Source organism: Pseudomonas sp. NPDC086581, from assembly GCF_044746165.1.
In the GTDB taxonomy this organism is placed as follows: Bacteria; Pseudomonadota; Gammaproteobacteria; order Pseudomonadales; family Pseudomonadaceae; genus Pseudomonas.
Window position 1 is genome coordinate 56125 of record NZ_JBIVBR010000009.1, and the last position, 23272, is coordinate 79396.

Annotated in this window: 22 protein-coding genes and 2 riboswitches; of the genes, 11 read left to right on the plus strand and 11 right to left on the minus strand. The window is 67.1% G+C overall.

Going from position 1 to position 23272, the window contains the following annotated elements; all coding sequences use genetic code 11:
- Positions 1 to 52: 52 nt before the first annotated feature.
- On the plus strand, positions 53 to 676 hold the full coding sequence (locus ACIPK7_RS18605; protein WP_401089427.1) for a glutathione S-transferase family protein: 624 nt from the start codon (positions 53 to 55) through the stop codon (positions 674 to 676).
- Between the two features lie 172 nt (positions 677 to 848).
- On the opposite strand, the gene ACIPK7_RS18610 is transcribed toward ACIPK7_RS18605, so the two are convergent.
- Together ACIPK7_RS18610 and ACIPK7_RS18615 are read right to left on the minus strand one after the other, a co-directional pair.
- Positions 849 to 1595 (minus strand): VWA domain-containing protein, encoded by a 747-nt coding sequence (locus tag ACIPK7_RS18610; protein ID WP_401089429.1) that lies wholly within the window; start codon positions 1593 to 1595, stop codon positions 849 to 851.
- Positions 1520 to 2527: an ATP-binding protein gene (locus ACIPK7_RS18615; protein ID WP_401089431.1), complete on the minus strand. Its 1008-nt coding sequence runs from the start codon at positions 2525 to 2527 to the stop codon at positions 1520 to 1522. The genes ACIPK7_RS18610 and ACIPK7_RS18615 overlap by 76 nt, the downstream gene beginning before the upstream one ends.
- Positions 2528 to 2670: 143 nt before the next feature.
- On the opposite strand from ACIPK7_RS18615, the gene ACIPK7_RS18620 reads away from it, so the two are divergent.
- Together ACIPK7_RS18620 and ACIPK7_RS18625 are read left to right on the plus strand one after the other, a co-directional pair.
- Positions 2671 to 2805 (plus strand): hypothetical protein, encoded by a 135-nt coding sequence (locus tag ACIPK7_RS18620; protein ID WP_275610006.1) that lies wholly within the window; start codon positions 2671 to 2673, stop codon positions 2803 to 2805.
- 301 nt (positions 2806 to 3106) lie between these two features.
- Complete coding sequence (locus tag ACIPK7_RS18625; protein WP_401089433.1) at positions 3107 to 4204, plus strand: 3-deoxy-7-phosphoheptulonate synthase; 1098 nt, start codon at positions 3107 to 3109, stop codon at positions 4202 to 4204.
- A 168-nt stretch (positions 4205 to 4372) separates the two neighbouring features.
- On the opposite strand, the gene cobN is transcribed toward ACIPK7_RS18625, so the two are convergent.
- Both cobN and cobW read right to left on the minus strand, forming a co-directional pair.
- On the minus strand, positions 4373 to 8104 hold the full coding sequence (gene cobN, locus ACIPK7_RS18630; RefSeq protein ID WP_401089435.1) for a cobaltochelatase subunit CobN: 3732 nt from the start codon (positions 8102 to 8104) through the stop codon (positions 4373 to 4375).
- 114 nt (positions 8105 to 8218) lie between these two features.
- Positions 8219 to 9271 (minus strand): cobalamin biosynthesis protein CobW, encoded by a 1053-nt coding sequence (cobW, locus tag ACIPK7_RS18635; RefSeq protein ID WP_253453645.1) that lies wholly within the window; start codon positions 9269 to 9271, stop codon positions 8219 to 8221.
- A gap of 93 nt (positions 9272 to 9364) precedes the next feature.
- Positions 9365 to 9560: riboswitch (cobalamin riboswitch) on the minus strand.
- 60 nt (positions 9561 to 9620) lie between these two features.
- Positions 9621 to 9837: riboswitch (cobalamin riboswitch) on the plus strand.
- 105 nt (positions 9838 to 9942) lie between these two features.
- Here cobW and ACIPK7_RS18640 point away from each other — a divergent pair.
- The 4 genes from ACIPK7_RS18640 (at position 9943) to cobM (ending at position 12169) form a co-directional block, all read left to right on the plus strand.
- Positions 9943 to 10128, plus strand: a complete 186-nt coding sequence (locus ACIPK7_RS18640; protein ID WP_192435021.1) for a CbtB-domain containing protein — start codon at positions 9943 to 9945, stop codon at positions 10126 to 10128.
- Positions 10129 to 10221: 93 nt separating this feature from the next.
- Positions 10222 to 10932 (plus strand): CbtA family protein, encoded by a 711-nt coding sequence (locus ACIPK7_RS18645; RefSeq protein ID WP_401089438.1) that lies wholly within the window; start codon positions 10222 to 10224, stop codon positions 10930 to 10932.
- Between the two features lie 77 nt (positions 10933 to 11009).
- Complete coding sequence (locus ACIPK7_RS18650; RefSeq protein ID WP_401089440.1) at positions 11010 to 11426, plus strand: cobalamin biosynthesis protein; 417 nt, start codon at positions 11010 to 11012, stop codon at positions 11424 to 11426.
- The gene (gene cobM, locus ACIPK7_RS18655) at positions 11423 to 12169 is read left to right on the plus strand and encodes a precorrin-4 C(11)-methyltransferase (RefSeq protein WP_192435014.1); all 747 of its coding nucleotides are present in this window, start codon (positions 11423 to 11425) and stop codon (positions 12167 to 12169) included. Before ACIPK7_RS18650 ends, cobM begins: the two co-directional genes overlap by 4 nt.
- A gap of 5 nt (positions 12170 to 12174) precedes the next feature.
- Here the strand turns inward: cobM and ACIPK7_RS18660 are convergent, their stop codons facing one another.
- From ACIPK7_RS18660 to ccoG, 3 genes are all read right to left on the minus strand, one after another.
- A complete protein-coding gene (locus ACIPK7_RS18660) occupies positions 12175 to 12606 on the minus strand; it encodes a VOC family protein (RefSeq protein WP_192435012.1) in 432 nt (143 codons plus the stop codon).
- Positions 12607 to 12846: 240 nt separating this feature from the next.
- Entirely contained in the window at positions 12847 to 14256 is a 1410-nt protein-coding gene (gene mapR, locus ACIPK7_RS18665; protein ID WP_401089740.1) for a GntR family transcriptional regulator MpaR, read from the minus strand.
- Between the two features lie 86 nt (positions 14257 to 14342).
- Complete coding sequence (gene ccoG / locus ACIPK7_RS18670) at positions 14343 to 15752, minus strand: cytochrome c oxidase accessory protein CcoG (RefSeq protein ID WP_401089442.1); 1410 nt, start codon at positions 15750 to 15752, stop codon at positions 14343 to 14345.
- Positions 15753 to 16097: 345 nt separating this feature from the next.
- On the opposite strand from ccoG, the gene ACIPK7_RS18675 reads away from it, so the two are divergent.
- The 4 genes from ACIPK7_RS18675 (at position 16098) to ACIPK7_RS18690 (ending at position 20212) form a co-directional block, all read left to right on the plus strand.
- Positions 16098 to 17762, plus strand: coding sequence for a nitrite/sulfite reductase (locus tag ACIPK7_RS18675; RefSeq protein ID WP_192435008.1), 1665 nt, complete (start codon positions 16098 to 16100; stop codon positions 17760 to 17762).
- Entirely contained in the window at positions 17759 to 18247 is a 489-nt protein-coding gene (locus ACIPK7_RS18680; RefSeq protein ID WP_192435006.1) for a DUF934 domain-containing protein, read from the plus strand. Before ACIPK7_RS18675 ends, ACIPK7_RS18680 begins: the two co-directional genes overlap by 4 nt.
- Before the next feature lie 140 nt (positions 18248 to 18387).
- Positions 18388 to 19272 (plus strand): sugar nucleotide-binding protein, encoded by an 885-nt coding sequence (locus ACIPK7_RS18685; protein ID WP_192435004.1) that lies wholly within the window; start codon positions 18388 to 18390, stop codon positions 19270 to 19272.
- The gene (locus ACIPK7_RS18690; RefSeq protein ID WP_192435002.1) at positions 19265 to 20212 is read left to right on the plus strand and encodes an NAD-dependent epimerase/dehydratase family protein; all 948 of its coding nucleotides are present in this window, start codon (positions 19265 to 19267) and stop codon (positions 20210 to 20212) included. The genes ACIPK7_RS18685 and ACIPK7_RS18690 overlap by 8 nt, the downstream gene beginning before the upstream one ends.
- Here the strand turns inward: ACIPK7_RS18690 and ACIPK7_RS18695 are convergent.
- From ACIPK7_RS18695 to ACIPK7_RS18710, 4 genes are all read right to left on the minus strand, one after another.
- Positions 20193 to 20549 carry a SirB2 family protein gene (locus tag ACIPK7_RS18695; RefSeq protein ID WP_192435000.1) on the minus strand — a complete coding sequence of 119 codons (357 nt, stop codon included), beginning with the start codon at positions 20547 to 20549 and terminating at the stop codon, positions 20193 to 20195. The two genes, ACIPK7_RS18690 and ACIPK7_RS18695, sit on opposite strands and share 20 nt — an antisense overlap.
- A gap of 57 nt (positions 20550 to 20606) precedes the next feature.
- Complete coding sequence (locus ACIPK7_RS18700) at positions 20607 to 21311, minus strand: OmpW family outer membrane protein (RefSeq protein WP_192434998.1); 705 nt, start codon at positions 21309 to 21311, stop codon at positions 20607 to 20609.
- Between the two features lie 137 nt (positions 21312 to 21448).
- Entirely contained in the window at positions 21449 to 21967 is a 519-nt protein-coding gene (locus tag ACIPK7_RS18705) for a DUF3299 domain-containing protein (protein WP_081517114.1), read from the minus strand.
- A gap of 39 nt (positions 21968 to 22006) precedes the next feature.
- A complete protein-coding gene (locus ACIPK7_RS18710; RefSeq protein WP_401089446.1) occupies positions 22007 to 23272 on the minus strand; it encodes an ABC transporter permease in 1266 nt (421 codons plus the stop codon).

A 23272-nucleotide genomic window follows, 5' to 3' on the forward strand; every position in this document is an offset into this window, starting at 1 on the left:
GCCGCCCCACCAGCCTCTATGCTGGGCCCCGGTTTTCACAGGGAGTGACACCATGCTGCGAATCCTCGGCCGCGCTTCATCGATCAACGTGCGCAAGGTGCTCTGGACTTGCGCCGAGCTGAACCTGCCCTACGAACGGGAAGACTGGGGCACGGGCTTCCGCTCCACCGCCTCGGCGGAATTCATTGCACTCAACCCCAACGCCATGGTGCCGGTCCTGGTCGACGGCGACTTCGTGCTCTGGGAATCCAACGCCATCTGTGGCTACCTCGCCACCCAGTATCCCCAGGGCGAATTGCTGCCGACGTCACCGCGCGAACGGGCGCTGGTGGAGCAGTGGATGGGCTGGCAGGCCACCGAGTTGAACAACGCCTGGCGCTACGCGTTCATGGCCAGGGTGCGTAACAGCCCGAGCCACACCGACGAGTCCGCGATTGCCCTGAGCGAGGCACAGTGGAACCACTGCATGGCCCTGCTGGATCGGCAACTGGAACGCACCGGCGCGTTCGCTACTGGTGCCTGCTTCAGCCTTGCGGATGTTGTGCTCGGCCTGTCGGTGAACCGCTGGTACCTGACGCCCATGCAGCGCCCGGAACTACCGGCGGTTGCGGCGTACTACGAGCGCCTGAGCGAGCGGCCCGGGTTCCTGTTGCATGGGCGTAATGGGGAACCGTGATTCGGAATGTCTCCACGCGATGAATGCGCCTCACCCCAGTCCTTTCCCGAGGAGAGAGGGGGCCGTTCGGGGTGAGATGCTGTATCGGTGCTAGCCGGCTAACTCCGGCCCCTTGGACTGCACGGAACAGTCCCTTCTCCCGCTTGCGGGAGAAGGTTAGTGTGCGGGGCTTTTAACGACCGTTCGCCGAAAGGTCGCCGATCGGCCGATAGTCGGCGCCAAGCTCTTCCGCCAGCTTCCTGGCCCTGCCCAGCCGCACGGCTCCGCCTTCGATATCCACCAGCACCGTCGGGCAGTTCAGTGGCTGCAGCGCCGGCCAGTGGCCCAGGCGGCCGTCGGTCAGTACCAGCAGACGCTGACTCTCGCCCGGCTTCTGTCGCTGGCGCTGGTCCAGCCACTCGCGCGCCTGCTGCAGCGCCTCGATCAACGGGGTGCCACCGCCGGCACCGAGTTGCTCCAGCCATTCCTGCAACTGACTCGAAACCTTCTGGCCCTGCCACAACCAGCGCGGTTGTGCGCCCGTGGCATGCAACACGGCGAGGCGTGCGCGTTGCCGGTAGGCCCGTTCGAAGGTGTCGGCGAGCAGGCCCTTGGCCTGGGCGAGGGCGCCGTGACGGCGGGTGCTGGCGGAGGCGTCGACTATCACCAGCCAGAGTTCGCCGGGCTGGCGGCTGCGGGCGCGCAGCACCAGGTCGGCGCGGCGTTGCGGGCGGCCGTTGCGCAGGGTGGCGGGCCAGTCGATACGGCCGTGCGCGCCCGTTTGGCGGGCGCCGCTGCGGCCGCCGGCGAGCTGGCCGGGTCGGGGGGTGGCATCCGCGCCTGGGGCCTGGCGCGGGCGGATGCTCAGGGCTTTTTTGGCCAGCCCGTCAGTTGCCGGCGTTCGCCCATGGCGACGCTCTGCGCGGGCAGTTCGCCCCATTGGCCTTCGCCGTGGGAGGCGTTGGAGGGTGCCTGGGGTTGGCTCGATGGTGACTGCGGTGGAGTGCTTGATTGCGGCGGCGCGTGGCGGCGGCGATGGGCGAGGGCGAAGTGCTCGACCGCATCGATGTCCTGCGCCTCGATGGCGCTTGCCCCCCGCCAGGCGGCATGTGCGCGGGCGGCGCGCAGCCAGACGAGGTCGGCGCGCAGGCCGTCGACGCCGGCGGCATGGCAGCGCTCGGCGATGGTCTCCAGCGCGGCATCGTCCAGGGGGATCGCAGTCAGTTGCTGGCGCGCCTCGCTGCAGCGTTGTTGCAGGGCCCGCTGTGCCTCCAGCCATTGTGCGAGGAATGCCTGCGGATCGGCATCGAAAGCCAGGCGGCGGCGGACGATCTCGGCGCGCTCGGTCGGTGCGGGCGCCCCTTCCAGTTGCACCTTGAGGCCGAAACGGTCCAGCAGCTGCGGCCGTAGCTCGCCTTCCTCGGGGTTCATCGTGCCGATCAGTACGAAGCGCGCGGGGTGGCTGTGGGACAGGCCGTCGCGCTCGATCAGGTTGACCCCACTGGCGGCCACGTCGAGCAGCAGGTCGACGAGGTGGTCGGGCAGCAGGTTCACTTCATCCACGTAGAGCACGCCGCCGTGAGCGTGGGCCAGCACGCCGGGGGAGAACTGCGCGCGGCCTTGGCCCAGCGCCGCGTCCAGGTCGAGGGTGCCGACGATGCGTTCCTCGCTGGCGCCCAGCGGCAGGGTGACGAAGCGCCCGCCGTCCAGCAGGTCGGCGACGCCGCGCGCCAGGGTGGACTTGGCCATGCCGCGTGGCCCTTCGATCAGCACGCCGCCGATGGCCGGATCGATGGCCGTCAGGCACAGGGCCAGCTTCAGCTCATCGGCGCCGACGACGGCTGCCAGTGGGAAATGGGGAAGGGCGCTCATGGGGATTTCCTGCGGATTTCGTCCGTGCATGGTAGCGAACCGGGTGTAGGAGGTGCGACCAATGTCCATCAGATCGATAGATTCAAGTCATTGATCGGCGCTGCGCGATGCAGTACCTTGGCTCCACTTCCACGGAGAACATCATGCCGTCCAGCCTGTCCATCCAGTCCCTCGCCCGCCTCGGTGCCATTGGCTCCGCGGTCGTTCGCGCGCAGGTCTTGGCTGCTGCTGCCGGCTATTTCTTCTATGGGTATTGGTTTAGCCAAAGGCGCGCCTGATACCCCACAGGCGCCCTAGCAAGCAGGGTCGCCAACCAGACAGATTCACGAAACCCCGGTCGGCAACCCGACCGGGGTTTTTTGTTTTCAAGGCCCACAAGGCCAACGCATAGCACCGAGCCAAAACGCTCAGACAGAGGATCCAGACATGACCGCCTACACCACCGATTACCGCTATTACCGCAACTCCGACTGGCGATTTAGCAGCGCGCTGCGCGCCACCCAACGAGCCTTGCCACGAACACTTAGATAGAGCGCCGAGCGCGGAGAAACCACCGCGCCGGCCAAGGATGCCAGTCAGATGAACGCTTCCACCTCCGCCCTGATCCGCCCCGAACACGCAGCCTCCGCCGAAGTCCTCGACCTCCCGCTGCCCTCCGCCCGCCGCCGCGAACAGCCGCTGCCGAGCCCTGCCGAACTGCGCCAGCGCCTGCCGCTGTCCGCCGCCATGGCCCATCGCGTCCGCGAAGGTCGCGAGGCGATCCGCGCCGTCCTCGATGGCCGCGATCCGCGCCTGCTGGTCGTGATCGGCCCCTGCTCGCTGCACGACCCCGTTTCCGCCCTCGAATACGCCGACCGCCTCGCCGAACTGGCGCCGCAGGTGAGCGACCAGCTGTTGCTGGTGATGCGTGCCTACGTTGAAAAACCGCGCACCACCATCGGCTGGAAAGGCCTGGTCTACGACCCGCAGCTCGACGGCAGCGGCGACATGGCCGGCGGCCTGGAGCTGTCGCGCCGGCTGATGCTGGGCATGCTCGAGCGCGGCCTGCCGATCGCCACCGAACTGCTGCAACCGCTGGTGGCCGGCTACTTCGACGACCTGCTGGGCTGGGCCGCCATCGGCGCGCGCACCAGCGAATCCCAGGTACATCGCGAGATGGTCAGTGGCCTCGATCTGCCGGTGGGCTTCAAGAACGGCACAGACGGCAGCATCGGTATCGCCACCGACGCCATGCGCTCGGCGGCGCACCCGCACCAGCACTTCGGCATCGATGCGCTGGGGCGCCCGTCGCTGGTGCAGACCCAGGGCAACCCGGACACCCAGCTGGTGCTGCGCGGCGGTCATGCCGGCCCGAACTTCGACGCGGCCAGCGTGCAGCAGATTCGCCAGGGGCTGGAGAAGCTCGGTCTCGATCCGAGCATCATGGTGGACTGCAGCCACGCCAACAGCGGCAAGAACCCGCTGCGCCAGCCGGCGGTGCTGGATAGCGTGCTCGACCAGCGCGTGGCCGGCGATGCCTCGCTGCGTGGCGTGATGCTGGAGAGTCATCTGTTCGACGGCTGCCAGCCGTTGTCCGGAGAGCTGCGCTACGGTGTCTCGATAACCGATGGCTGCCTGGGCTGGAGCGGCACCGAGGCGCTGTTGCTGAATGCGGCGGAGCGGCTGCGCCGGGGTTGATGTCGAGCGTCTGCAGCTTTACGTAGGAGCGAGCTTGCTCGCGAACATTGCCCCATGGCGGAGGCGGGTTCGCGAGCAAGCTTGCTCCTACAGTTTGTGCTGTGCGCGGAGCCTGGGATAGATGGGTATCGCTTCGCTCCACGCCATCCTACGAGAGCGTGTAATCCCTCAATGCTCCTCGCTGTCCACCAGCAGATTCTCCAGCGTCTCGCGATACTCCCCCGGCTCTTCCCACAACCCGCGCTGCTGCGCTTCCACCAGGCGTTCGGCGATGTCGCGCAGGGCTTCGGGATTGTGCTGGCGGATGAACTCGCGGGTGTCGTCGTTCAGCAGGTAGGCGTCGGCCAGCAGGCGGTACTGATGGTCGTCCACCAGTTCACTGGTGGCGTCGAAGGCGAACAGGTAGTCCACCGTCGCGGCCAGTTCGAAGGCGCCCTTGTAGCCGTGGCGCTTCATGCCGGCGATCCATTTCGGGTTCACCGCGCGGGCGCGCACCACACGGCCGAGTTCTTCCTTCAGGGTGCGGATGCGCGGGTTGTCCGGCTGGCTGTGGTCGCCGTGGTAGCTGGCCAGCGACTGGCCCTGGATGACCTCGGCGGCGGCGAGCATGCCACCCTGGAACTGGTAGTAGTCGTTGGAATCGAGGATGTCGTGCTCGCGGTTGTCCTGGTTGTGCAGCACCGCCTGCAGGCCGGACAGGCGCTGGGCGAAACGCTCGCGCGCTGGCGTGCCGTCGTCGCTGGCGCCGTAGGCGTAGCCGCCCCAGTTCAGGTAGGCCTCGGCGAGGTCGGCGCGGCTGTCCCACTGGCGTGATTCGATCACGCCCTGCACGCCGGCGCCGTAAGCGCCGGGCTGCGCGCCGAAGATGCGCCAGCCGGCCTGGCGGCGGGCTTCGTCCAGCGCCAATCCCTCGGACTGCAAACGTGATTGGTCGGCGCGCACGCGGGCGGCCAGCGGGTTCAGGTCGTCCGGCTCATCCAGCGCGGCGACGGCCTGCACGGCGGCGTCGAACAGGCGGATCAGGTTGGCGAAGGCGTCGCGAAAGAAGCCCGAGACCCGCAGCGTCACGTCGACCCGTGGGCGGTCGAGCAGGCTGATCGGCAGGATCTCGAAGTCTTCCACTCGCTGGCTGCCGGCCTGCCACACCGGGCGCACGCCGAGCAGTGCCAGCGCTTGGGCGATGTCGTCGCCGCCGGTGCGCATGGTCGCCGTGCCCCACACCGACAGGCCGAGCTGGCGCAGGTGGTCGCCGTGGTCCTGCATGTGGCGTTCGAGCAGCCGACTGGCCGACTGGAAGCCGAGGCGGAAGGCGGTGGGCGTGGGCAGGTTGCGCACGTCCACGGTGAAGAAGTTGCGCCCGGTGGGCAGTACGTCGACCCGCCCGCGGCTGGGCGCGCCGCTGGGGCCGGGCGGGACGAAGCGGCCGTCGAGGCCGGCGAGCAGATGGCCGATTTCGCTGGCGCCGCAGGCGTCCAGGGGCGGTGCGATCTGCTGGTGAAGTTGCGTGAGGACTGCCGCGCTGGCGCTGCCGGGCGCACTGACGAGGCCGTCGATCAGGCGCAGGGCGAACAGCTCCAGGCGCTCGCGGGTGTCGCCGTTGCTGCGCCATGGCTCGTCGCTTACCGCGAGCAGCACGTCGGGGCGCGGGCCTTCCCACGCCTCGGCGAAAGCCTCATTCAACGGGTCGCGTCCCAGCCGCAGATCCTCGCTCAGTGCGCGCAGCAGGCTGGCGTTGCCGCCGCGCCCATCGCCACGCGGGATGCGCACCAGCGACAGCAACGTATCGCGGCGCAAGTCGCCGGCTGGCGATTCGCCGAACACATGCAGGCCATCGCGAATCTGCGATTCCTTGAGATCGCACAGGTAGGCGTCCAGCTGGGGCAGCCAGCTGTCCGCATCGTCCCTCAGCTGCAGGCCCAACTCGCAGTCCAGAGAGGTTTCGCGCACCAGTGTGAGGATGTCGCCGCGCAGTTCGGTGGCGCGGCGCGGGTCCAGCAGGGAGGCGTCGTAGTACTCGTCCGCCAGGCGTTCGAGGTCGCGCAGCGGGCCATAGTTTTCCGCGCGGGTCAGCGGCGGCATCAGGTGGTCGATGATCACCGCCTGGGCGCGGCGCTTGGCCTGCGCGCCTTCGCCAGGGTCGTTGACGATGAACGGGTAGAGGTTGGGCAGTGGGCCGAGGATCGCATCCGGCCAGCATTCCTCGGAAAGCCCGACACCCTTGCCCGGTAGCCATTCGAGGTTGCCGTGCTTGCCGACGTGGACCACCGCGTCGGCACCGAACACCTCGCGCAGCCAGAAGTAGAAGGCGAGGTAGCCGTGGGGTGGCACCAGCGACGGATCGTGGTAGATCGCCGCCGCGTCGAGCTGGTAGCCGCGCGCCGGCTGGATGCCGACGAAGCCGAGTCCGAAGCGCAGGCCGGCGACCATCATCCGCCCGCTGCGGAACATCGGGTCCTGCTGAGGTTCGCCCCAGCGTTCGCGTACCGCCAGCTGGTTGGCTTCGGGCAGGCGCGCGAAGCAGGCGAGGTAGTCGTCCAGCGCCAGGCTCTGTGCGCAGGGTCGCAGGTCGAGGCTGTCGAGGTCGTTGCTCACCCCGCCGAGCAATTGTTGGATCAGCGCCGTGCCGGAATCGGGCAGGCCGGCGACCGGGTAACCCTGAGCTTCCAGCGCGCGCAGGATGTTCAGCGCGGCGGCCGGCGTGTCGAGGCCGACACCGTTGCCGATGCGTCCGTCACGGGTTGGATAATTCGCCAGGATCAGCGCCACGCGCTTGTCGGCGTTGGCCTTGCGCGAAAGCAGCATCCAACGCCGCGCCAACTCGGCAACAAAGTCCATGCCTGGCAGGTGCGGCAGGTAGCAGACCACGTCGCTCTGGCTGCGCTCGCTGCGCCACGCCAGACCCTTGAAGCTGATCGGCCGGGTGATGATGCGGCCGTCCAGTTCCGGCAGCGCGATGTGCATGGCCAGGTCGCGTGGGCCGAGGCCCTGCGGGTTGGCGCGCCAGAGGTCGTGATTGTCCAGCGAGCAGATGGCTTGCAGCACCGGCACGTCGCGCCTGAACGGTCGGTCCTGCGGCGCGTCCGGGTTCGTCTGGGCGAAGCCGGTGGTGTTGATGATCAGCTCGGCGTCCGCGCTGTCGAGCAGGGTTTCCACCGCGTCCAGGCAGGCCGTTTCCTTAAGGCTGGCGACGGCGATGGGCAGCGGGTTGATGCCCTGGGCCTGCAGGCGTTCGCAGAAGGTGTCGATGAAACCGGTGTTCGCCGCCTGCAGGTGGGTGCGATAGAACAGCAGCGCGGCGACCGGGCACTCGGGGTTCCAGTCGGCCTGCCAGCGGGCGAGGTCGCTGCTGCCAGTCTGCGGGTGATAAACCGCCACACGCGGCAAGATCTGCGGCTCGCTCCAGGCGTAGTCGCGTTGCAGGTGACGGCTGGCCAGGCAGGCGAAGAACTGCCGGGCGTTGTCCATGCCGCCCTGGCGCAGGTACTGCCAGAGGCGCTCGGCGTCCGCCGGCGCGACGCTGCACAGGGCGCTGAGTTCGGGGTCGGGCTTGTCGTCGCCCGGCACCGCGATCAACGTGGCGCCGCGCTCGGCCAGCGCCGCCAGTTGCTCCATGCCATAGCGCCAGTAGCCGACGCCGCCGTGCACCGAGATCAGGACGACCTTGGCGTGCTGCAGCACCTCGTCGACGTAGAGGTCCACCGAGGCATGGTTCTGCAGCTGCATGGGGTTGGCCAGGCGCAGGCTCGGGTAGTCCTCCGGCAGCTCGCGCGCCGCCTCGGCGAGCAGCGCCAGGTGCGAATCGCCGCTGCAGAGGATCACCAGCTCGGCGGGCGTCTGGGCCAGGTGGGCGATGCCGTCGTCGGGGACGAAGCCGCCGGGTTGGGTGCGCAGCAGGTGCATGGGCTTGCTCGGTGTGAGTGCTCTTTTAGGAGCGGGGGCGCCTAGCTCTTGCTCGCGAACCAAACCCCGCTGCGAGGCCGTTCGCGAGCAAGCTCGCTCCTACGAAAAGCAGTGTTACGCCAGGGCGGTACGCAGCTCGTTGGCGATGGTGGCCTGGTCCAGTTCCTGGCCGATCACCACCAGGCGGGTGCCGCGGGTTTCGTCGCTGCGCCAGGCGCGGTCGAAGTGCTTGTCGAAGCGCTTGCCGACGCCCTGTACCAGCAGGCGCATGGGCTTGCCGGGGATGGCGACGAAGCCCTTGATGCGCAGCACGGCGTGGCGCTCGACCAGCGCGTTCAGTGCGTCCAGCAGGGCGCGTTCTTCCACTTCCGGCAGGTCGACATGGAAGGAGTCGAACTCGTCGTGGTCGTGGTCTTCATGACCTTCGTGGTCGTGATGGGTCGGGCGGCTGTCGATGTGCAGCTCGGCTTCGGCGTTCAGCCCCAGCAGCACCGAGAGCGGCAGCTGGCCGGAGTTGGCTTCGACGATCTTCACCGCCGGCGGCAGCTCTTCGGCGACCTCGGCACGCACGCGGGCCAGCGCTTCGGCGTCCAGCAGGTCGGCCTTGTTCAGCACCACCAGGTCGGCGCTGGCCAACTGGTCTTCGAACAGTTCGTGCAGCGGCGATTCGTGGTCCAGGTTCGGGTCCTGCTTGCGCTGCTCGTCCACCTGCTCGGGGTGGGCGGCGAAGGTGCCGGCGGCCACGGCCGGGCTGTCAACCACGGTGATCACCGCGTCCACGGTGCAGGCGTTGCGGATTTCCGGCCACTGGAAGGCCTGTACCAGCGGCTTGGGCAGGGCCAGGCCGGAGGTCTCGATGAGGATCTGGTCGAGGTCGCCACGGCGCGCTACCAGTTCGCGCATTACTGGGAAGAATTCTTCCTGCACGGTGCAGCACAGGCAGCCGTTGGCCAGCTCGAAGACGCGGCCGACCGCTTCTTCTTCGCTGCAACCAATGGAGCACTGCTTGAGGATTTCGCCGTCGATGCCCAGCTCGCCGAATTCGTTGACGATCACCGCGATGCGGCGGCCTTCGGCGTTGTCCAGCATATGGCGGAGCAGGGTGGTCTTACCGGCGCCGAGGAAGCCGGTAACGATGGTGACGGGGAGTTTGGCCAGGGTTTTCATGCGCGCCTCGCAAGCGAAATTGGAGGGCGGATGAAGGGCGCGCGCGCGGGTTCGCCGCGCAACGAAGGTCGCCACCGGATCACCCCGCCCGGTTGTCTTGATGCTGCTCGAGGCAGGTCTCCTGGCTCACAGCCCTTTCGTGTTCTTTCGCCTTCCCGCCTTGGTCGGCAGTGGCGTGTGAAAGAACAGGCTGTTCACAGTTGCGGGGGCAGCCGTGGCGCATCCGAAGATTTCCACGTTCCCTCTTAGCTCCGGCCAGTGCCGGAGAACCTCGAAGGGAGGAAGGCTACGCAGCGCGGCCGGGGCGGTCAATCGCCGGGGATCGGTTGACGCCTGCCGGCGGCCGTGGTCTGCTTGCGCGGTTTCAGGTGTCTCGCGCCACGCGCGAGGTGAAACGGGAAGCCGGTGCGTCCGCAAGGACCAGTCCGGCGCTGCCCCCGCAACGGTAAGCGCATCGAGGGTCGTCAGTAGCCACTGTGCCAAGGCATGGGAAGGCTGACCCATCCAGCGAAGAGTTTTCGCTGGCGTCGCAAGCCCGGAGACCGGCCTGGAATTCTTCGTTTTTGGCAAACCCGCGGTGGGCGGGCGCAGGCCGTGGCGCGACCGTTCGGGCGCGTTCGAATGCGTTCAACCTCTGCGTTCTCTTTCTTTGATCTTCAGAGGGAACGTTCATGTCCAGCAGCATCCTGACGCACGCGTCGAGCACTTCCATCCCCCTTTCCAAGCGTATCAGCCTGGCCGTCGGCGCCAGCCTGCTCGGTGCGCTGCTGGTGTATTTCGCCGGTTTCTCGCACATCGACGCGGTGCACAACGCCGCCCATGACACCCGCCATAGCGCCGGTTTCCCCTGCCATTGATGTGCGCCGCCTGCGCGTAAGCGCAGCGGATTCGAGGTACTCGCGATCGCTGGTTCGCCGCGTTCGTAGCCTCGTCTTGTCCGGAGAACTGCAATGATCAAACGTATCGCCCAGACCGCCGGTTTCGCCGGTCTGATCGCGGCGCTGGTGCTGACCCTGGTCCAGCTGCTGTGGGTATCCCCGCTGATCCTCAAGGCGGAAACCTATGAGAAATCCGAACCGGCCGCCGTGCTGGTCGAGGAGCACGCCCACGAGCACGCCGACGGCGCTGCTGCGGGTCATCACCATGATGCGGAAGCCTGGGAGCCGGAAGACGGCTGGCAGCGCATTATTTCCACCACCGGCGGCAACCTGGTGGTCGCGGTGGGCTTCGCCCTGATGCTGGCCGGCCTGTTCACCCTGCGCGAACCGGGCAGGGTCTCCGAGGGCCTGTTCTGGGGGCTGGCCGGTTTCGCCGTGTTCACCCTGGCGCCGTCCCTCGGCCTGCCGCCGGAGGTCCCTGGCACGGCCGCCGCCGACCTGAGCCTGCGGCAGACCTGGTGGATCGGCACCGCTGCCGCCACCGCCGCTGGTCTTGCTTTGCTGGTGTTCGGCCGCCACTGGGCGCTGCGCATCGTCGGCCTCGCGTTGCTGGTGGTGCCGCACGTAATCGGCGCGCCGCAGCCGGAGGTCCATTCCAGCCTCGCGCCGGAAAGCCTGGCCCACGAGTTCATCATCGCCTCGCTGGTCACCAACGCGGTGTTCTGGGTGGCGCTCGGCCTGGTCGCGGCCTGGCTGTTCCGCCGCTTCGCGCCATCGGCCTGATCCACGCGCTATGCTCGACCCCGCAGCCGGTTCGGCCGTCTGCGGGGTTTTTATTTTGATCTTCAAGGAGAGCGACCATGACACTGGTTGCCGGCCTCGGTTGCCGCCGGGGCTGCCCGCTCGACGAACTGCGTGCGCTGCTGCGAGAAACATTGGCCGAAGCGGGGCTCGACGAGTCGAACCTCACCGCGCTGGCCAGCGCCACGCTGAAGGCTGACGAAGACGGGCTGACGGCCCTGGCTGCCGCGCTCGACCTGCCGCTGGCGCTGTTCACGCCGCAACAGCTCGCGGCCTGCGAGAAGCGCCTGGGCGACCCTTCCGAAACCGTGCGCGCGGCCACCGGCAGTGCGAGCGTGGCCGAAGCGGCGGCATTGCTGCAGGCCGAGGCGCAAGGTGGTGCGCCGGCACGCCTGCTGATGGGCAAGCGCCGCAGCGAGCAGGCCACCTGCGCACTCGCTTTCATCCCCGTCGAATCCGCACAGGAGCCGTCATGACGGTCTACTTCATCGGCGCCGGCCCCGGCGATCCCGAGCTCATCACGGTCAAGGGCCAGCGGCTGATCCGCAACTGCCCGGTGATCCTCTACGCCGGTTCCCTGGTGCCGCCGGCCGTGCTGGAAGGGCACAGCGCGGAGCGCGTGGTGAATACCGCCGAGCTGAATCTTGAGGAGATCGTAGCGCTGCTGACCCAGGCTCACGGCGAGGGCAAGGATGTGGCGCGGGTGCACTCCGGCGACCCCTCGCTGTACGGCGCCATCGGCGAGCAGATCCGTCACCTGCGTGAGTTGGGTATCGCCTACGAGATTGTCCCCGGCGTCACCGCGACTTCCGCCTGCGCGGCGATTCTGGGTTGCGAGCTGACCTTGCCGGACATCTCCCAGACACTGATCCTCACCCGCTACGCCAGCAAGACGCGCATGCCCGAAGGCGAGTCGCTGGCGGAACTGGCGCAGCACCGAGCGACCCTGGCTATTCACCTGGGCGTCGGCCAGTTGGCGAACATCGTCGCCGAACTGCTGCCGCACTACGGCGCGGACTGCCCCATCGCGGTGATCCATCGCGCCAGTTGGCCGGACCAGGACCAGGTCACCGGCACCCTCGGCGACATCCTGCCCAAGGCACACGCCAAGGGCTTCCGGCGCACCGCGCTGATCCTGGTGGGCAAGGTGCTGGGGGCGGAGGGGTTTGCCGATTCGTCGCTGTACAGCGCGGGGCATGCGCATCTGTATCGGCCGTAGCGAAATCAGTCGGCTGGCAGCGGCCGCGATCCAAGGCTCTGGGCGAAGCGTAACAGGTAGCCGTCCGGGTCCTGGACGAGGAAATTGCGCTCCCCGTACAACTGTTCGTCCTGCCGGTACCAGCGCTCCTCAACGGGTTTGCGTAGCGAGATACGCGCCTCGTTCAGTGAACTCACCAGCGCCTGAATATCGGGGCAGCGGATGGAGAAGTTAATGCCTCGTCCCAGTGGTGGGTCCAGTGGGCGCACGCTCCATGGCGAGTCGGAATGCCAGTCCTGCTCCAGCATGAGCTGGCTGTCGCCAAAGGAAAGAAAAGCGAAGTCGTCTTCGCGGCGCTGGTACTCGATGGCGAAACCGAGCACCTCGCAGTAGAAGTGCAGGCTTCTCGTCAGGTCCGCGACGATCAGCTCCGGCACCAGGGCGTTCATCTTCAGCATGTCGGTGTTCTCACGCCAGCCACGGCTCCCCGCGCGGCAGCATTCCGCGCCGCAGGTACCAGCGCACCCACAGGTGCACGCCGAGCGCGGCGCTCACTGTGAGCAGGATCATCAAGCCTTCCGCATCCATGGCAGCTTCCCTCGTCCGGGTTTTCCTGCCTGACAGACTATTCCTGCGACAACTTGCCGCATAGGTACAGAAGGTTTCCGAATGTGCGGATCAGTCCCTCGGCACGCGCCCTACAACGAATGAATGATCCGACCGAGTGTTTCCATGGCCTGTTCGCTCGCCGTGGTCCACGGGTGGCCATAGTTCAATCGCAGGCAGTGGCCGAAGCGCCGCGTCGCCGAGAAGATCGGCCCTGGCGCGAGGCTGATGCCCTGGGCATGGGCGAGTTGGAACAGCTTGAGCGCGTCGATGTGCTCGGGCAGCTCCAGCCACAGGAAGTAGCCGCCGCTGGGCCGGGTGACGCGGGTGGCGGCGGGGAGGTGCCGGGCCACGGCGGCGAGCATCGCGTGCTGCTGGCTTTCCAGCGCGTGGCGCAGCTTGCGCAGGTGGCGGTCGTAGCCGCCGTGCTGCAGGTAGTCGGCGATGGCCGCCTGGGCCGGCACCGAGGCGGACAGGCTGGTCATCAGCTTGAGTCGCTCGATCTGCTCGGCGTAGCGCCCGCCGGCGACCCAACCGACCCGGTAGCCCGGCGCGAGGCTCTTGGAGAAGGAACTGCAGTGCATCACCAGCCCTTCGCTGTCGAAGGCCTTCACCGGTTTGGGCGCCTGGGCGGCGAAGTACAGTTCGGCGTAGACGTCGTCCTCGATCAGCGGTACCTGATGCTGGGCCAGCAGCGCGGCGAGGGCGCGCTTCTTGTCCTCGGCCATGCTCGCACCCAGCGGGTTCTGGAAGTTGCTCATGAACCAGCAGGCCTTGATCGGCAGGCGCGCGAGGCTGTCGGCAAGCACATCCAGGTCGATGCCTTCGCGCGGGTGGACAGGGATTTCCACCGCCTTGAGTTTCAGACGTTCGAGCACCTGCAGGCTGGCGTAGAAGGCCGGGGCTTCGATGGCGACCAGGTCGCCCGGCTGGGTGACCACCTGCAGGCAGAGGTTCAGCGCTTCCAGCGCGCCGTTGGTGACCACCAGTTCTTCCACCGGCAGCGGCATGCCGCCGACCATGTAGCGCAGGGCGATCTGCCGGCGCAGCGCGTGGCTGCCGGGAGCGAGGTCGGCGACCACCGAGCGCGGGTCCATGTCGCGCACGGCGTGGGCCATGGAGCGCGCCAGGCGCGGCAGGGGGAACAGTTCCGGCGCCGGGAAGGCCGAGCCGAAGGGCACGGTGTCCGGGTCCTTGATCGAGCTGAGTACCGAGAACACCAGTTCGCTGACGTCCACCTCGGTGGTTTGCGCGTCGTGGCGGGCAATCTCCGGCTCGGCCAGGGCACGCTGCACGTGCTCGCGGACGAAATAGCCCGAGCGCGCGCGGGCGACGATCAGGCCGCGATCCTCCAGCAGGTAATAGGCCTGGAACACCGTGGAAGCGCTGACCCCATAGGTGCGGCTGGCGTGCCGCACCGAGGGGACTTTCTGGCCGGGGGCGAGCACGCCGCTGCGGATCAGGCCGGCGATCTCGTCGGCGAATTTCTCGTAGCGCTTCATCTTGTCCTGCACGGCAGCCTGAGGGGCGGAAGAATCCGCCCACTCTAGGCGCTGCGCCGAGGTCACGCCAAGCTCCCGTGCCATGCTCAGCGCCTCGGCGAGACGAAGGTGCTGGCGGCGTCGATCTCTTCGTTGCCGTCGCTGACCCTGAAGTGCAGCGGCACCGAACCCCCGGCACTGCTCTGCGCCTCACTGGCCACCGAGACGGCGAAGTCGCGGATCTCGCCTGGCTGCAGCATCAGCTCCGGCACGCCTTGCAGGCGGTAGCCGGCGCCATCGGCGAGGCTTAGCTGGTAATGCTGCGGCTGCTGCGTCTTGTTGATCAGCTTGAGGTTGTAGATGTTCTCAATCTCGCCGGCGGCGTTCTCGCGGAACAGGCCACGGTCGCGGGCCACATCGAGGTTGATCAGCGGCCTTGCTTCGAGCGCCCAGACGAAGGCGCCGATCATCACCAGCAGGACCGCCGCGTAGCCGATCAGGCGTGGGCGCAGCAGGTGGGTCTTGCCGCCTTCCAGCGCGCTTTCCGAGGTGTAGCGCACCAGGCCGCGGTCGTAGCCCATCTTGTCCATCACCGAGTCGCAGGCGTCGATGCAGGCGGCGCAGCCGATGCAGGCAATCTGCAGGCCGTCGCGGATGTCGATACCAGTAGGGCAGACCTGCACGCACTGGTGGCAGTCGATGCAGTCGCCCAGGCCGAGGGCTTTGGGATCGGCGTCCTTCTTGCGCGCGCCACGGGATTCACCGCGCGCCGCGTCGTAGGAAATGATCAGCGTGTCCTTGTCGAACATCACGCTCTGGAAGCGCGAATACGGGCACATGTGGATGCACACCTGCTCGCGCAGCCAGCCCGCGTTGGCGTAGGTGGCGGCGGCGAAGAAGGCGACCCAGAAGGTGCTTTCCAGGTCCAGCTTGAGGGTGAACAGGTCCGCCACCAGCGGGCGAACCGGGGTGAAGTAGCCGATGAAGGTGATCGCCGTAACCAGGCTGATCAGCAGCCAGAGGCCATGCTTGGCGCCCTTGCGCAAGACCTTCTCGGCGCTGACCGGGCCGGCGTCGCGCTTCATCCGCTGGTTGCGGTCGCCCTCGGTGACCTGCTCGGCCCACATGAAGATCCAGGTCCACACGCTCTGCGGGCAGGTGTAGCCGCACCAGACGCGGCCGGCGAACACCGTGATGAAGAAGAGGCCGAAGGCGGCGATGATCAGGATCGCCGAGAGCAGGATGAAATCCTGCGGCCAGAAGGTCGCGCCGAAGATGTAGAACTTGCGCTCGGGCAGGTCCCAGAGCACCGCTTGGCGGCCGTTCCACGTAAGCCACAGGGTGCCGAAGAACAACAGAAACAGCAGGCCGCCGCCCAGGCGCCGCAGGTCGCGGAAGCGCCCGGCGAAGCGCTTGGTGTAGACCGTCGGGGTCACCGCCGACAGCGGTTTTGGCGGCGGGGTGAAACGTTGCGGTGCGTCGATCTCGATGATCTTCGCTTGAATTCTTTCGTTCATTGTCGTGGCCCATCAGGCAGAAGAGGCGCCGCGACTGTACGAATCGGTCTGCACCCGAAACAGATTCAGGTTCGTCGGAAAAAACCGTATCAGATGGCTGAAAACGCTCCGCCCCGCGCTGCTGGCGGTCTGGCTTGCTGCGCGATGGGGCGGCTGATCGGGCTTGTTGCGGCAACCGGTCGCAGCCCCGACGGGGCAGGCGCGGGGCACATCTGATCCGGTTTTTCCCGCGCGATCTGCCGCTGTTTTGCACAGCAGGCGCCGGCCACTATTCGGTCAACCCTGAAGTAGCGCGCCCGACGACAGAAGCAGGCGGCTACGCAACGTCCCGAAGGTGGCCTGGCGATGTACCGATACGATGATTACGACCGCGCCCTGGTGCGCGAACGGGTGGCGCAGTTCCGTGACCAGGTGCAGCGGCGCCTGAGCGATGAGCTGAGCGAAGAGGAATTCCTGCCGCTGCGCCTGCAGAACGGTCTGTACCTGCAGAAGCACGCCTACATGCTGCGGGTGGCGATTCCCTACGGCACGCTGTCCAGCGAGCAGATGCGCACCCTGGCCTGGATCGCCCGCGAGCACGATCGCGGCTATGGCCACTTCACCACGCGGCAGAACATCCAGTTCAACTGGGTCGAGCTGGCGCGGGTGCCGGACATTCTCGAGCGCCTGGCGGACGTCGAGATGCACGCCATCCAGACTTCCGGCAACTGCGTGCGCAATATCACCACCGAGGCCTTTGCCGGTGTCGCCGCCGACGAGTTCCTCGACCCGCGACCACTGGCGGAAATCCTCCGCCAGTGGTCGACGGTGAACCCCGAATTCCTCTTCCTGCCGCGCAAGTTCAAGATTGCGATCTGCGCCGCCGAGGAAGACCGCGCGGCGGTGATGATGCACGACATCGGCCTCTACCTGCGCCGCGCCGAAGACGGCGAGCTACGCCTGAAGGTGCTGGTGGGCGGCGGGCTGGGGCGCACGCCGATGCTCGGCCAGGTGATCCGCGACGACCTGCCCTGGTGGCATTTGCTGTCGTACGTCGAGGCCATCCTGCGCGTGTACAACCGCCATGGCCGGCGCGACAACAAGTACAAGGCGCGGATCAAGATCCTGGTGAAGGCGCTGGGTATCGAGGCGTTTTCCCGGGAAGTGGAGGAGGAGTGGCAGCACCTGCGCGACGGCGAGGCGCAGTTGACCCTCGACGAGTACCAGCGCGTCGCTGCTGCCTTCGAGCCGCCAATCTACGCAGTTTCCGACGACCTCGCCTTCGGTGCGGCGCTGGCCGCTGATGCCACGTTCGCCCGCTGGGTCTCGCGTAATGTGCGCCCGCACCGCGTGCCGGGCTATGCCAGCGTGGTGCTGTCCACCAAGCCGGGCGCCGAGGCGCCGCCGGGGGATGCGACCGCCGAGCAGATGGAACAGGTGGCCGATTGGGCCGAGCGCTTCGGCTTCGGTGAAATCCGCGTTGCCCACGAGCAGAACCTGGTGCTGCCGGACGTGCGCAAAGCCGACCTCCATGCGCTCTGGCAGGAAGCCTGCGTCGCCGGCTTGGGCACGCCGAACCAGGGCCTGCTGACCGACATCATCGCCTGCCCCGGCGGCGACTTCTGCGCGCTGGCCAACGCCAAGTCGATCCCCATCGCCCAGGGCATCCAGCAGCGCTTCGAGGACCTCGACTACCTGCACGATCTGGGCGACCTCAGCCTGAACATCTCCGGCTGCATGAACGCCTGCGGCCATCACCATATCGGCAACATCGGGATTCTCGGCGTCGATAAGAACGGCAGCGAGTGGTACCAGATCACCCTGGGCGGGGCGCAGGGGGTGAAGAGCGCGCTGGGCAAGGTGATTGGCCCGTCGTTCAGCGCGGCCGAGGTGCCGGATGTGATCGAGGCGCTGGTGCGCACCTATGTGGAACAGCGCGGCGCGGGGGAGCGCTTCGTCGAAACGGTCGAGCGCATCGGCCTGGAGCCATTCAAGGCGCGGGTCTACCGCCAGGCGGAGGTGCCGGCGTGAAGAATCTGATTCATCTGCGAGACGGTTTGGCGGAAGTGGCGGCGGGCGATCCCTGGGAGTGGCTGCGCGAAGTGCCGGAGGAATTGCCCGAGGGACGGCTGATCCTGCCGTTGAAGAGTTGGCTGGCGCTGGAGTCCGGTGCGGGTTTCGGCGTCTGGCTGGCACCGGAAGATGATCCCGAGGAGCTCATCTGGCGCTTGCAGGAGCCGGCGCTGATCGCCATCGACTTCCCCAGCTTCCGCGACGGTCGCGGCTACAGCCTGGCCTACCTGTTGCGCAGCCGCCTCGGCTGGCGCGGCGAGCTGCGCGCGGTGGGTGATGTGCTGCGTGACCAGTTGGCGCACATGCGTCAGTGCGGTTTCGATGCCTTCGCCGTGCGCGAGGACAAGTCCGTGGAAGACGCGCTGAAGGGCCTGGCAGGCCTGAGCGTGCTCTATGGCCGCTCGGTGATCGAGCCGCGCCCGCTGTTCCGTCGCCGCTCCTAGAACGGCAGCGCCGCGTGCGGCCGAGGCTGCAGCGGGTCGGCCAAGCTTGACGCTGTGCCGGGGCACAGGAAAAATGCGGGCATCATCCCCGGCACATTGCGCGCCGGCGGTAACCCACGGATTCGAGTGACCCCCAGAATATGCGCATGCGCCTGATGCTGTTGGGTGGCGGTAATGCCCTTGGACAGGCGCTGATACGCCTTGGCGCCGAGGAAGACATCGGCTTCCTCGCCCCCCGGCCGCCCGAACAGGGCTGGGACGCTTCCAGCCTCACCGTCCTGCTGGACGAGACCCGCCCCGACGCGGTGATCAACCTTGCCTACTACTACGACTGGTTCCAGGCCGAGGCCGTCGAAGCCGCTCGCCTGGCCAGTCAGGAGCGCGCGGTGGAGCGTCTGGCTGAACTCTGCCAGCACCACGAGATCCTGCTCATCCAGCCGTCCAGCTACCGCGTGTTCGATGGCGCCCGCGCCACTGCCTACAGCGAGAAGGACGAGCCGTTGCCCCTGGGCCCGCGTGGCCAGGCGCTATGGCGCATGGAACAGTGGGTGCGGGCGACCTGTCCGCGGCACGTGCTGCTGCGTTTCGGCTGGCTGCTGGACGACAGCACCGACGGCGTGCTCGGCCGCTTCCTCGAGCGTGCCGAGAAGGAGCAGGTGCTGTTCCTCGCCGACGACCGGCGCGGCAACCCGACTCCGGTGGATGACGCCGCGCGGGTGATCCTCTCCGTGCTCAAGCAGCTCGACTGCCAGGCGCCGCTGTGGGGCACCTACCACTATGGCGGCCTTGAAGCCACGACCACTCTGTCCCTGGGCCAGGTAGTGCTCGGCGAGGCACGCGCCTTCCATACCCTGGCCGTCCAGGAGCCGAGCCCGCAGGCCCACGCCGCGCGCCCGGACGCTGGCGACGAACCGCAGCACGCGGTGCTCGCCTGCAAGAAAATCCTCCATACCTTCGGTATCAAGCCGCGCGCCTGGCGCGCCGGCCTGCCCGCCTTGCTGGATCGCTATTACCGCCATGTCTGATCGTCTTTCCCCCTCCGCGCAGCCCATCCTCATCACCGGCGGCGCGGGGTTCATCGGCTCCCATCTGGCCGACGCGCTGCTGGCGCAGGGTTTCGCCGTGCGCGTGCTGGACGATCTGTCCACCGGCAAGCGCGAGAACCTCGACAGCCGGGTCGACCTGATAGTCGGCAACGTCGCCGATGAAGCCGCCCTGCGTGGCGCGCTGAGCGGTTGCCAGGGCGTCGTGCACCTGGCGGCCATCGCCTCGGTGCAGGCTTCGGTGGAGGACCCGGTGGGCACCCACCGCGCCAACTTCATCGGCACCCTGAACCTCTGCGAGGCCATGCGCGAGGAGGGCATCCACCGGGTGTTGTTCGCGTCCAGCGCGGCGGTCTACGGGCAGAATGGCGAAGGTTCCGCCATCGACGAGGACGTGGTGAAGGCGCCGCTGACGCCTTACGCCGCAGACAAGCTGGCCAGCGAGTACTACCTGGACTTCTACCGTCGCGAGCATGGCCTTGAGCCGGCGATCTTCCGCTTCTTCAACGTCTATGGCCCGCGCCAGGACCCGTCCTCGCCGTATTCCGGGGTGATCAGCATTTTCGCCCGGCGCGCCGAGCAGGGCCTGCCGATCACCGTGTTCGGCGACGGCGAGCAGACCCGCGACTTCATCTACGTCGGCGATCTGGTGAAGCTTCTGGTGACGGCGCTACTGGCCGATGACGTGGCCGAGTCGGCAATCAATGTCGGCCTCGACCAGTCCACCAGCCTCAATCAGTTGCTGGCCGAGATCGGCAAGCTCACCGGCGGTCTGCCGCCGATCACCTACCAGCCGGCGCGCCACGGCGATATCCGCCATTCCCGCGCGGATAATCGTCGCCTGCTGGAGCGCTACAGCCTGGACGCCCCCACGCCGCTGGCCGAAGGCCTGGCCCAGTTGATCACCACCAGGGTTTGTTGACCGCCAGGTAGAAGATGCCGGCCAGCGAGCCCAGTGCCAGAACACTGAGCAGCGCCTTGGCCGGCCTCGCGGCGCTGCGCAGGGCAAAGGCCGCCAGCACGATGTAGAGCACCAGCAGGCCGAGCTTCACCTGTAGCCAGACCGGCAGTGGCCAGGGCATCGCCAGGTGCACCAGGCCCAGGGCGCTGAGCAGCAGCAGGGTATCGACGAGATGGGGCAGTCCGCGCTGCCAGCCGGTTGGATGCCTGCCCCACCAGCTCAGGCCCAGTCGCAGCAGGAAAAGCAGGGTACTGATGATCGCCAGGCTGACGTGCAGGGCTTTGAGTTCGAGGTACATACCGGTTCCCTGAAAGTGAAAAAGGCGCCCAAGGGCGCCTTTTTCATATTTGCTCCGTCAGAAACGGTAGCCGAAACCGACCATGTAAACCCAGGGGTCGACGTCGACGTCGACTTTGGTTTTCTGGTATCCCAGCGCGGTCGGGCCGTTGACGCTGGCTTTGGTGTCGATGTCCATGTACCAGACCGCGGCGTTGACGAAGGCGTGTTCGTTGAGCATGTAGTCCATGCCCAGCTCGGCCGCCAAGCCCCAGGAGTCCTGCAGCTTCAGATTGCTGAAGCCCTGGTCCTTGCGGTTGCTGGACAGGTCTTCGTCGAAGAAGGTGGTGTAGTTCACGCCCAGGCCGCCGTACGGCTGGAAGGCAGAGTTGGTACCACCCATGGGGTAGTACTGCAGCAGTACGGTCGGCGGCAGCTGCTTGATGTCGGCGAGCTTGCCGTCCAGGCCACCGCCCAGGCCCTTGACATCGACCTGGTGCTTGAACGGGGTGGCGGCGACCAGCTCAATACCGATCTTGTCGGTGAGCAGGTAGGCGAAGGTCAGACCCAACTGGGTGTCGCTGTCCACGGTGGCCTTGGTGCCGCTGGCCTTCACGCCGTCGAACTTGAGGGCGCTGCTGCTGTCATCGGGCGCTACGGTGGCGATACCGCCGCGCACCAGGAAGTCGCCAGCCTGGTGGCCGCGGATATCGGCGGCCTGGGTCACGGCGGGAATGGTTGCGGCGAGTGCGAGAAGCGAAGGGGCGATCCAGGACTTACGCATGATGAGCTCCAATATCTCTTTGGTATAAGTGTTGGTGCCCAGAATAGTAGACAGCGCTAAAAGCGCACTTTTGACCTGGCTCAATAAAGCCCCCAAGCTTTGTCAGAATCGAGGGCGCGGCAAAACGCCGCGCCCACTCACTGCCCGGTATATTCGTAGGGTTCGATGCTGCTGGCCTGCATCTGGTAGCCGGCCTCGGCGAGGTCGCTTTCCATCGCCTTCACGCTCATCCTGCCGATGATCCAGAAGGGTTGATAAAGCTCGTCGACTTTTACGCCCTTGCCGCCTCGAACATAGACGATCTGGTTGGACGGCGGCGCTGGCACATGGATGCAGGCGCCGTAATAGGGCACCAGCAGGAAGTCGCGAACGGTCTGGCCGTCTTCCTCCACTTCCAGCGGCACGATGTAGCCCGGCATCTTCACTTCCTGGCCGTCCAGCTGCTGTACCACGGGGGCGTTGGGTATCTGCTGCTTCACCGCCGGGCCACTCTCCGAGTTGAGTACATCGGAGAGCTTGGACATGTCGTGCAGCGGCACCGGCGGCGGGGGCGGCGGTGCGCCCTCGGGGATCAGTTCCGGCCAGCTCAGCTCACGCGGCGCCGCCCAGACGGCGGCGCTGGTGAGCATCAGCAGGAGAAACAGCAGGCGACGCATGGGGCTTTCCTTCAGGGGGCTGGCTCGCAGGGGGCTGAATCAGAGGCGGATCGACAGGCCATCGGCCAGCGATTGCCGGTAGGCACGCCACGCCGGTACACAACCGATCAGCAGCGCCGCCAGGAGTATGCCGCCCAGCAGTGACCATTCATAGGCACTGGGCAGCGCCAATGGCAGGAAGATGCCGTAGTTCGCCTGGACGTACGCCTGGCTGCCGGCGATGCCCGCATAGAGCAGCCCGATGCCCAGCGCCACGCCGGCCAGCGCCAGGGCGAAGGCTTCCGCCACCAGCAGGCTGAAAATGTGCCAGGGCCGCGCGCCCACCGAGCGCAGGATGGCCATCTCGCGGCGGCGTTCGTTGAGGCTGGTGAGGATGGCGGTGAGCATGCCGATCAGGCCGGTCAGCACCACGAACAGCGAGACTACGAACAGCGCCTTTTCCGCCGTGCCCATCAGCCCCCAAAGCTCCTGCAGCGCCACGCCCGGGAGGATTGCCATCAGCGGCTCGCCGTCGTATTCGTTGATCTGCCGTTGCAGAGTGAAGGTCGCCACCTTGCTCTTCAGGCCCAGCAGGAAGGCGGTGATCGCCTTGGGCTGCAGGTCCATGCCGCGCGCCTGGTCTTCGCTGACGCGGTCGGCGCCGCGTGCCGGGACGCCGTTCTTCCAGTCGACGTGCAGCGCCTCCATGCCTTGCAGCGAGATGTGCAGGGTGCGGTCCACCGGCGTACCGGTGCGCTTGAGGATGCCGACCACGGTGAACGGCTTGTCGTCGTGCTGGACCAGACTGATGGTGCTGACGCCGTGGGCCAGGACGATCTTGTCGCCCAGCTTGTAGTGCAGCGCCTCGGCCACTTCCGCGCCGAGCACCACGTCGAACAGGTCCTGGCCGAACGGCTTACCCTCTGCCAGTTCCAGCGTCTGCCCGCGGCCAAAGCGATAGTGCTCGAAGTAGCCGGTGTCGGTGCCCATGACGCGATAGCCGCGGTGCGAATCGCCCAGTGAGATCGGGATGGCCCACTTCACCAGCGGGCTGTGGGTCACCGTCTCGTAGCTTTCCCAGCGGATGTTGTTGGTGGCATTGCCGATGCGGAATACCGAGTAGAGCAGCAGGTTCACCGAGCCGGAGCGGGCGCCAACGATCAGGTCGGTGCCGGAGATGGTGCTGGCGAAGCTGGCCTTGGCCTCGGTGCGCACGTGCTCCACCGCCAGCAGCAGACAGGCGGAGAGCGCGATGGCGAAGATGGTCAGCAGCGCGGTGAAGCGGCGGTTGGACAGGCTGGCGAGCGCCAGGCGCAACAGGTACAT

What these genes read in the sequence shown, in the direction of transcription:
- ACIPK7_RS18605 (WP_401089427.1), top strand. Translation starts at nt 53, where the DNA reads ATGCTGCGAATCCTCGGCCGCGCTTCATCGATCAACGTGCGCAAGGTG.
- ACIPK7_RS18610 (WP_401089429.1), bottom strand. Translation starts at nt 1,595, where the DNA reads ATGGGGCGAACTGCCCGCGCAGAGCGTCGCCATGGGCGAACGCCGGCA.
- ACIPK7_RS18615 (WP_401089431.1), bottom strand. Translation starts at nt 2,527, where the DNA reads ATGAGCGCCCTTCCCCATTTCCCACTGGCAGCCGTCGTCGGCGCCGAT.
- ACIPK7_RS18620 (WP_275610006.1), top strand. Translation starts at nt 2,671, where the DNA reads ATGCCGTCCAGCCTGTCCATCCAGTCCCTCGCCCGCCTCGGTGCCATT.
- ACIPK7_RS18625 (WP_401089433.1), top strand. Translation starts at nt 3,107, where the DNA reads ATGAACGCTTCCACCTCCGCCCTGATCCGCCCCGAACACGCAGCCTCC.
- cobN (WP_401089435.1), bottom strand. Translation starts at nt 8,104, where the DNA reads ATGCACCTGCTGCGCACCCAACCCGGCGGCTTCGTCCCCGACGACGGC.
- cobW (WP_253453645.1), bottom strand. Translation starts at nt 9,271, where the DNA reads ATGAAAACCCTGGCCAAACTCCCCGTCACCATCGTTACCGGCTTCCTC.
- ACIPK7_RS18640 (WP_192435021.1), top strand. Translation starts at nt 9,943, where the DNA reads ATGTCCAGCAGCATCCTGACGCACGCGTCGAGCACTTCCATCCCCCTT.
- ACIPK7_RS18645 (WP_401089438.1), top strand. Translation starts at nt 10,222, where the DNA reads ATGATCAAACGTATCGCCCAGACCGCCGGTTTCGCCGGTCTGATCGCG.
- ACIPK7_RS18650 (WP_401089440.1), top strand. Translation starts at nt 11,010, where the DNA reads ATGACACTGGTTGCCGGCCTCGGTTGCCGCCGGGGCTGCCCGCTCGAC.
- cobM (WP_192435014.1), top strand. Translation starts at nt 11,423, where the DNA reads ATGACGGTCTACTTCATCGGCGCCGGCCCCGGCGATCCCGAGCTCATC.
- ACIPK7_RS18660 (WP_192435012.1), bottom strand. Translation starts at nt 12,606, where the DNA reads ATGCTGAAGATGAACGCCCTGGTGCCGGAGCTGATCGTCGCGGACCTG.
- mapR (WP_401089740.1), bottom strand. Translation starts at nt 14,256, where the DNA reads ATGAAGCGCTACGAGAAATTCGCCGACGAGATCGCCGGCCTGATCCGC.
- ccoG (WP_401089442.1), bottom strand. Translation starts at nt 15,752, where the DNA reads ATGAACGAAAGAATTCAAGCGAAGATCATCGAGATCGACGCACCGCAA.
- ACIPK7_RS18675 (WP_192435008.1), top strand. Translation starts at nt 16,098, where the DNA reads ATGTACCGATACGATGATTACGACCGCGCCCTGGTGCGCGAACGGGTG.
- ACIPK7_RS18685 (WP_192435004.1), top strand. Translation starts at nt 18,388, where the DNA reads ATGCGCATGCGCCTGATGCTGTTGGGTGGCGGTAATGCCCTTGGACAG.
- ACIPK7_RS18690 (WP_192435002.1), top strand. Translation starts at nt 19,265, where the DNA reads ATGTCTGATCGTCTTTCCCCCTCCGCGCAGCCCATCCTCATCACCGGC.
- ACIPK7_RS18695 (WP_192435000.1), bottom strand. Translation starts at nt 20,549, where the DNA reads ATGTACCTCGAACTCAAAGCCCTGCACGTCAGCCTGGCGATCATCAGT.
- ACIPK7_RS18700 (WP_192434998.1), bottom strand. Translation starts at nt 21,311, where the DNA reads ATGCGTAAGTCCTGGATCGCCCCTTCGCTTCTCGCACTCGCCGCAACC.
- ACIPK7_RS18705 (WP_081517114.1), bottom strand. Translation starts at nt 21,967, where the DNA reads ATGCGTCGCCTGCTGTTTCTCCTGCTGATGCTCACCAGCGCCGCCGTC.
- ACIPK7_RS18710 (WP_401089446.1), bottom strand. Translation starts at nt 23,272, where the DNA reads ATGTACCTGTTGCGCCTGGCGCTCGCCAGCCTGTCCAACCGCCGCTTC.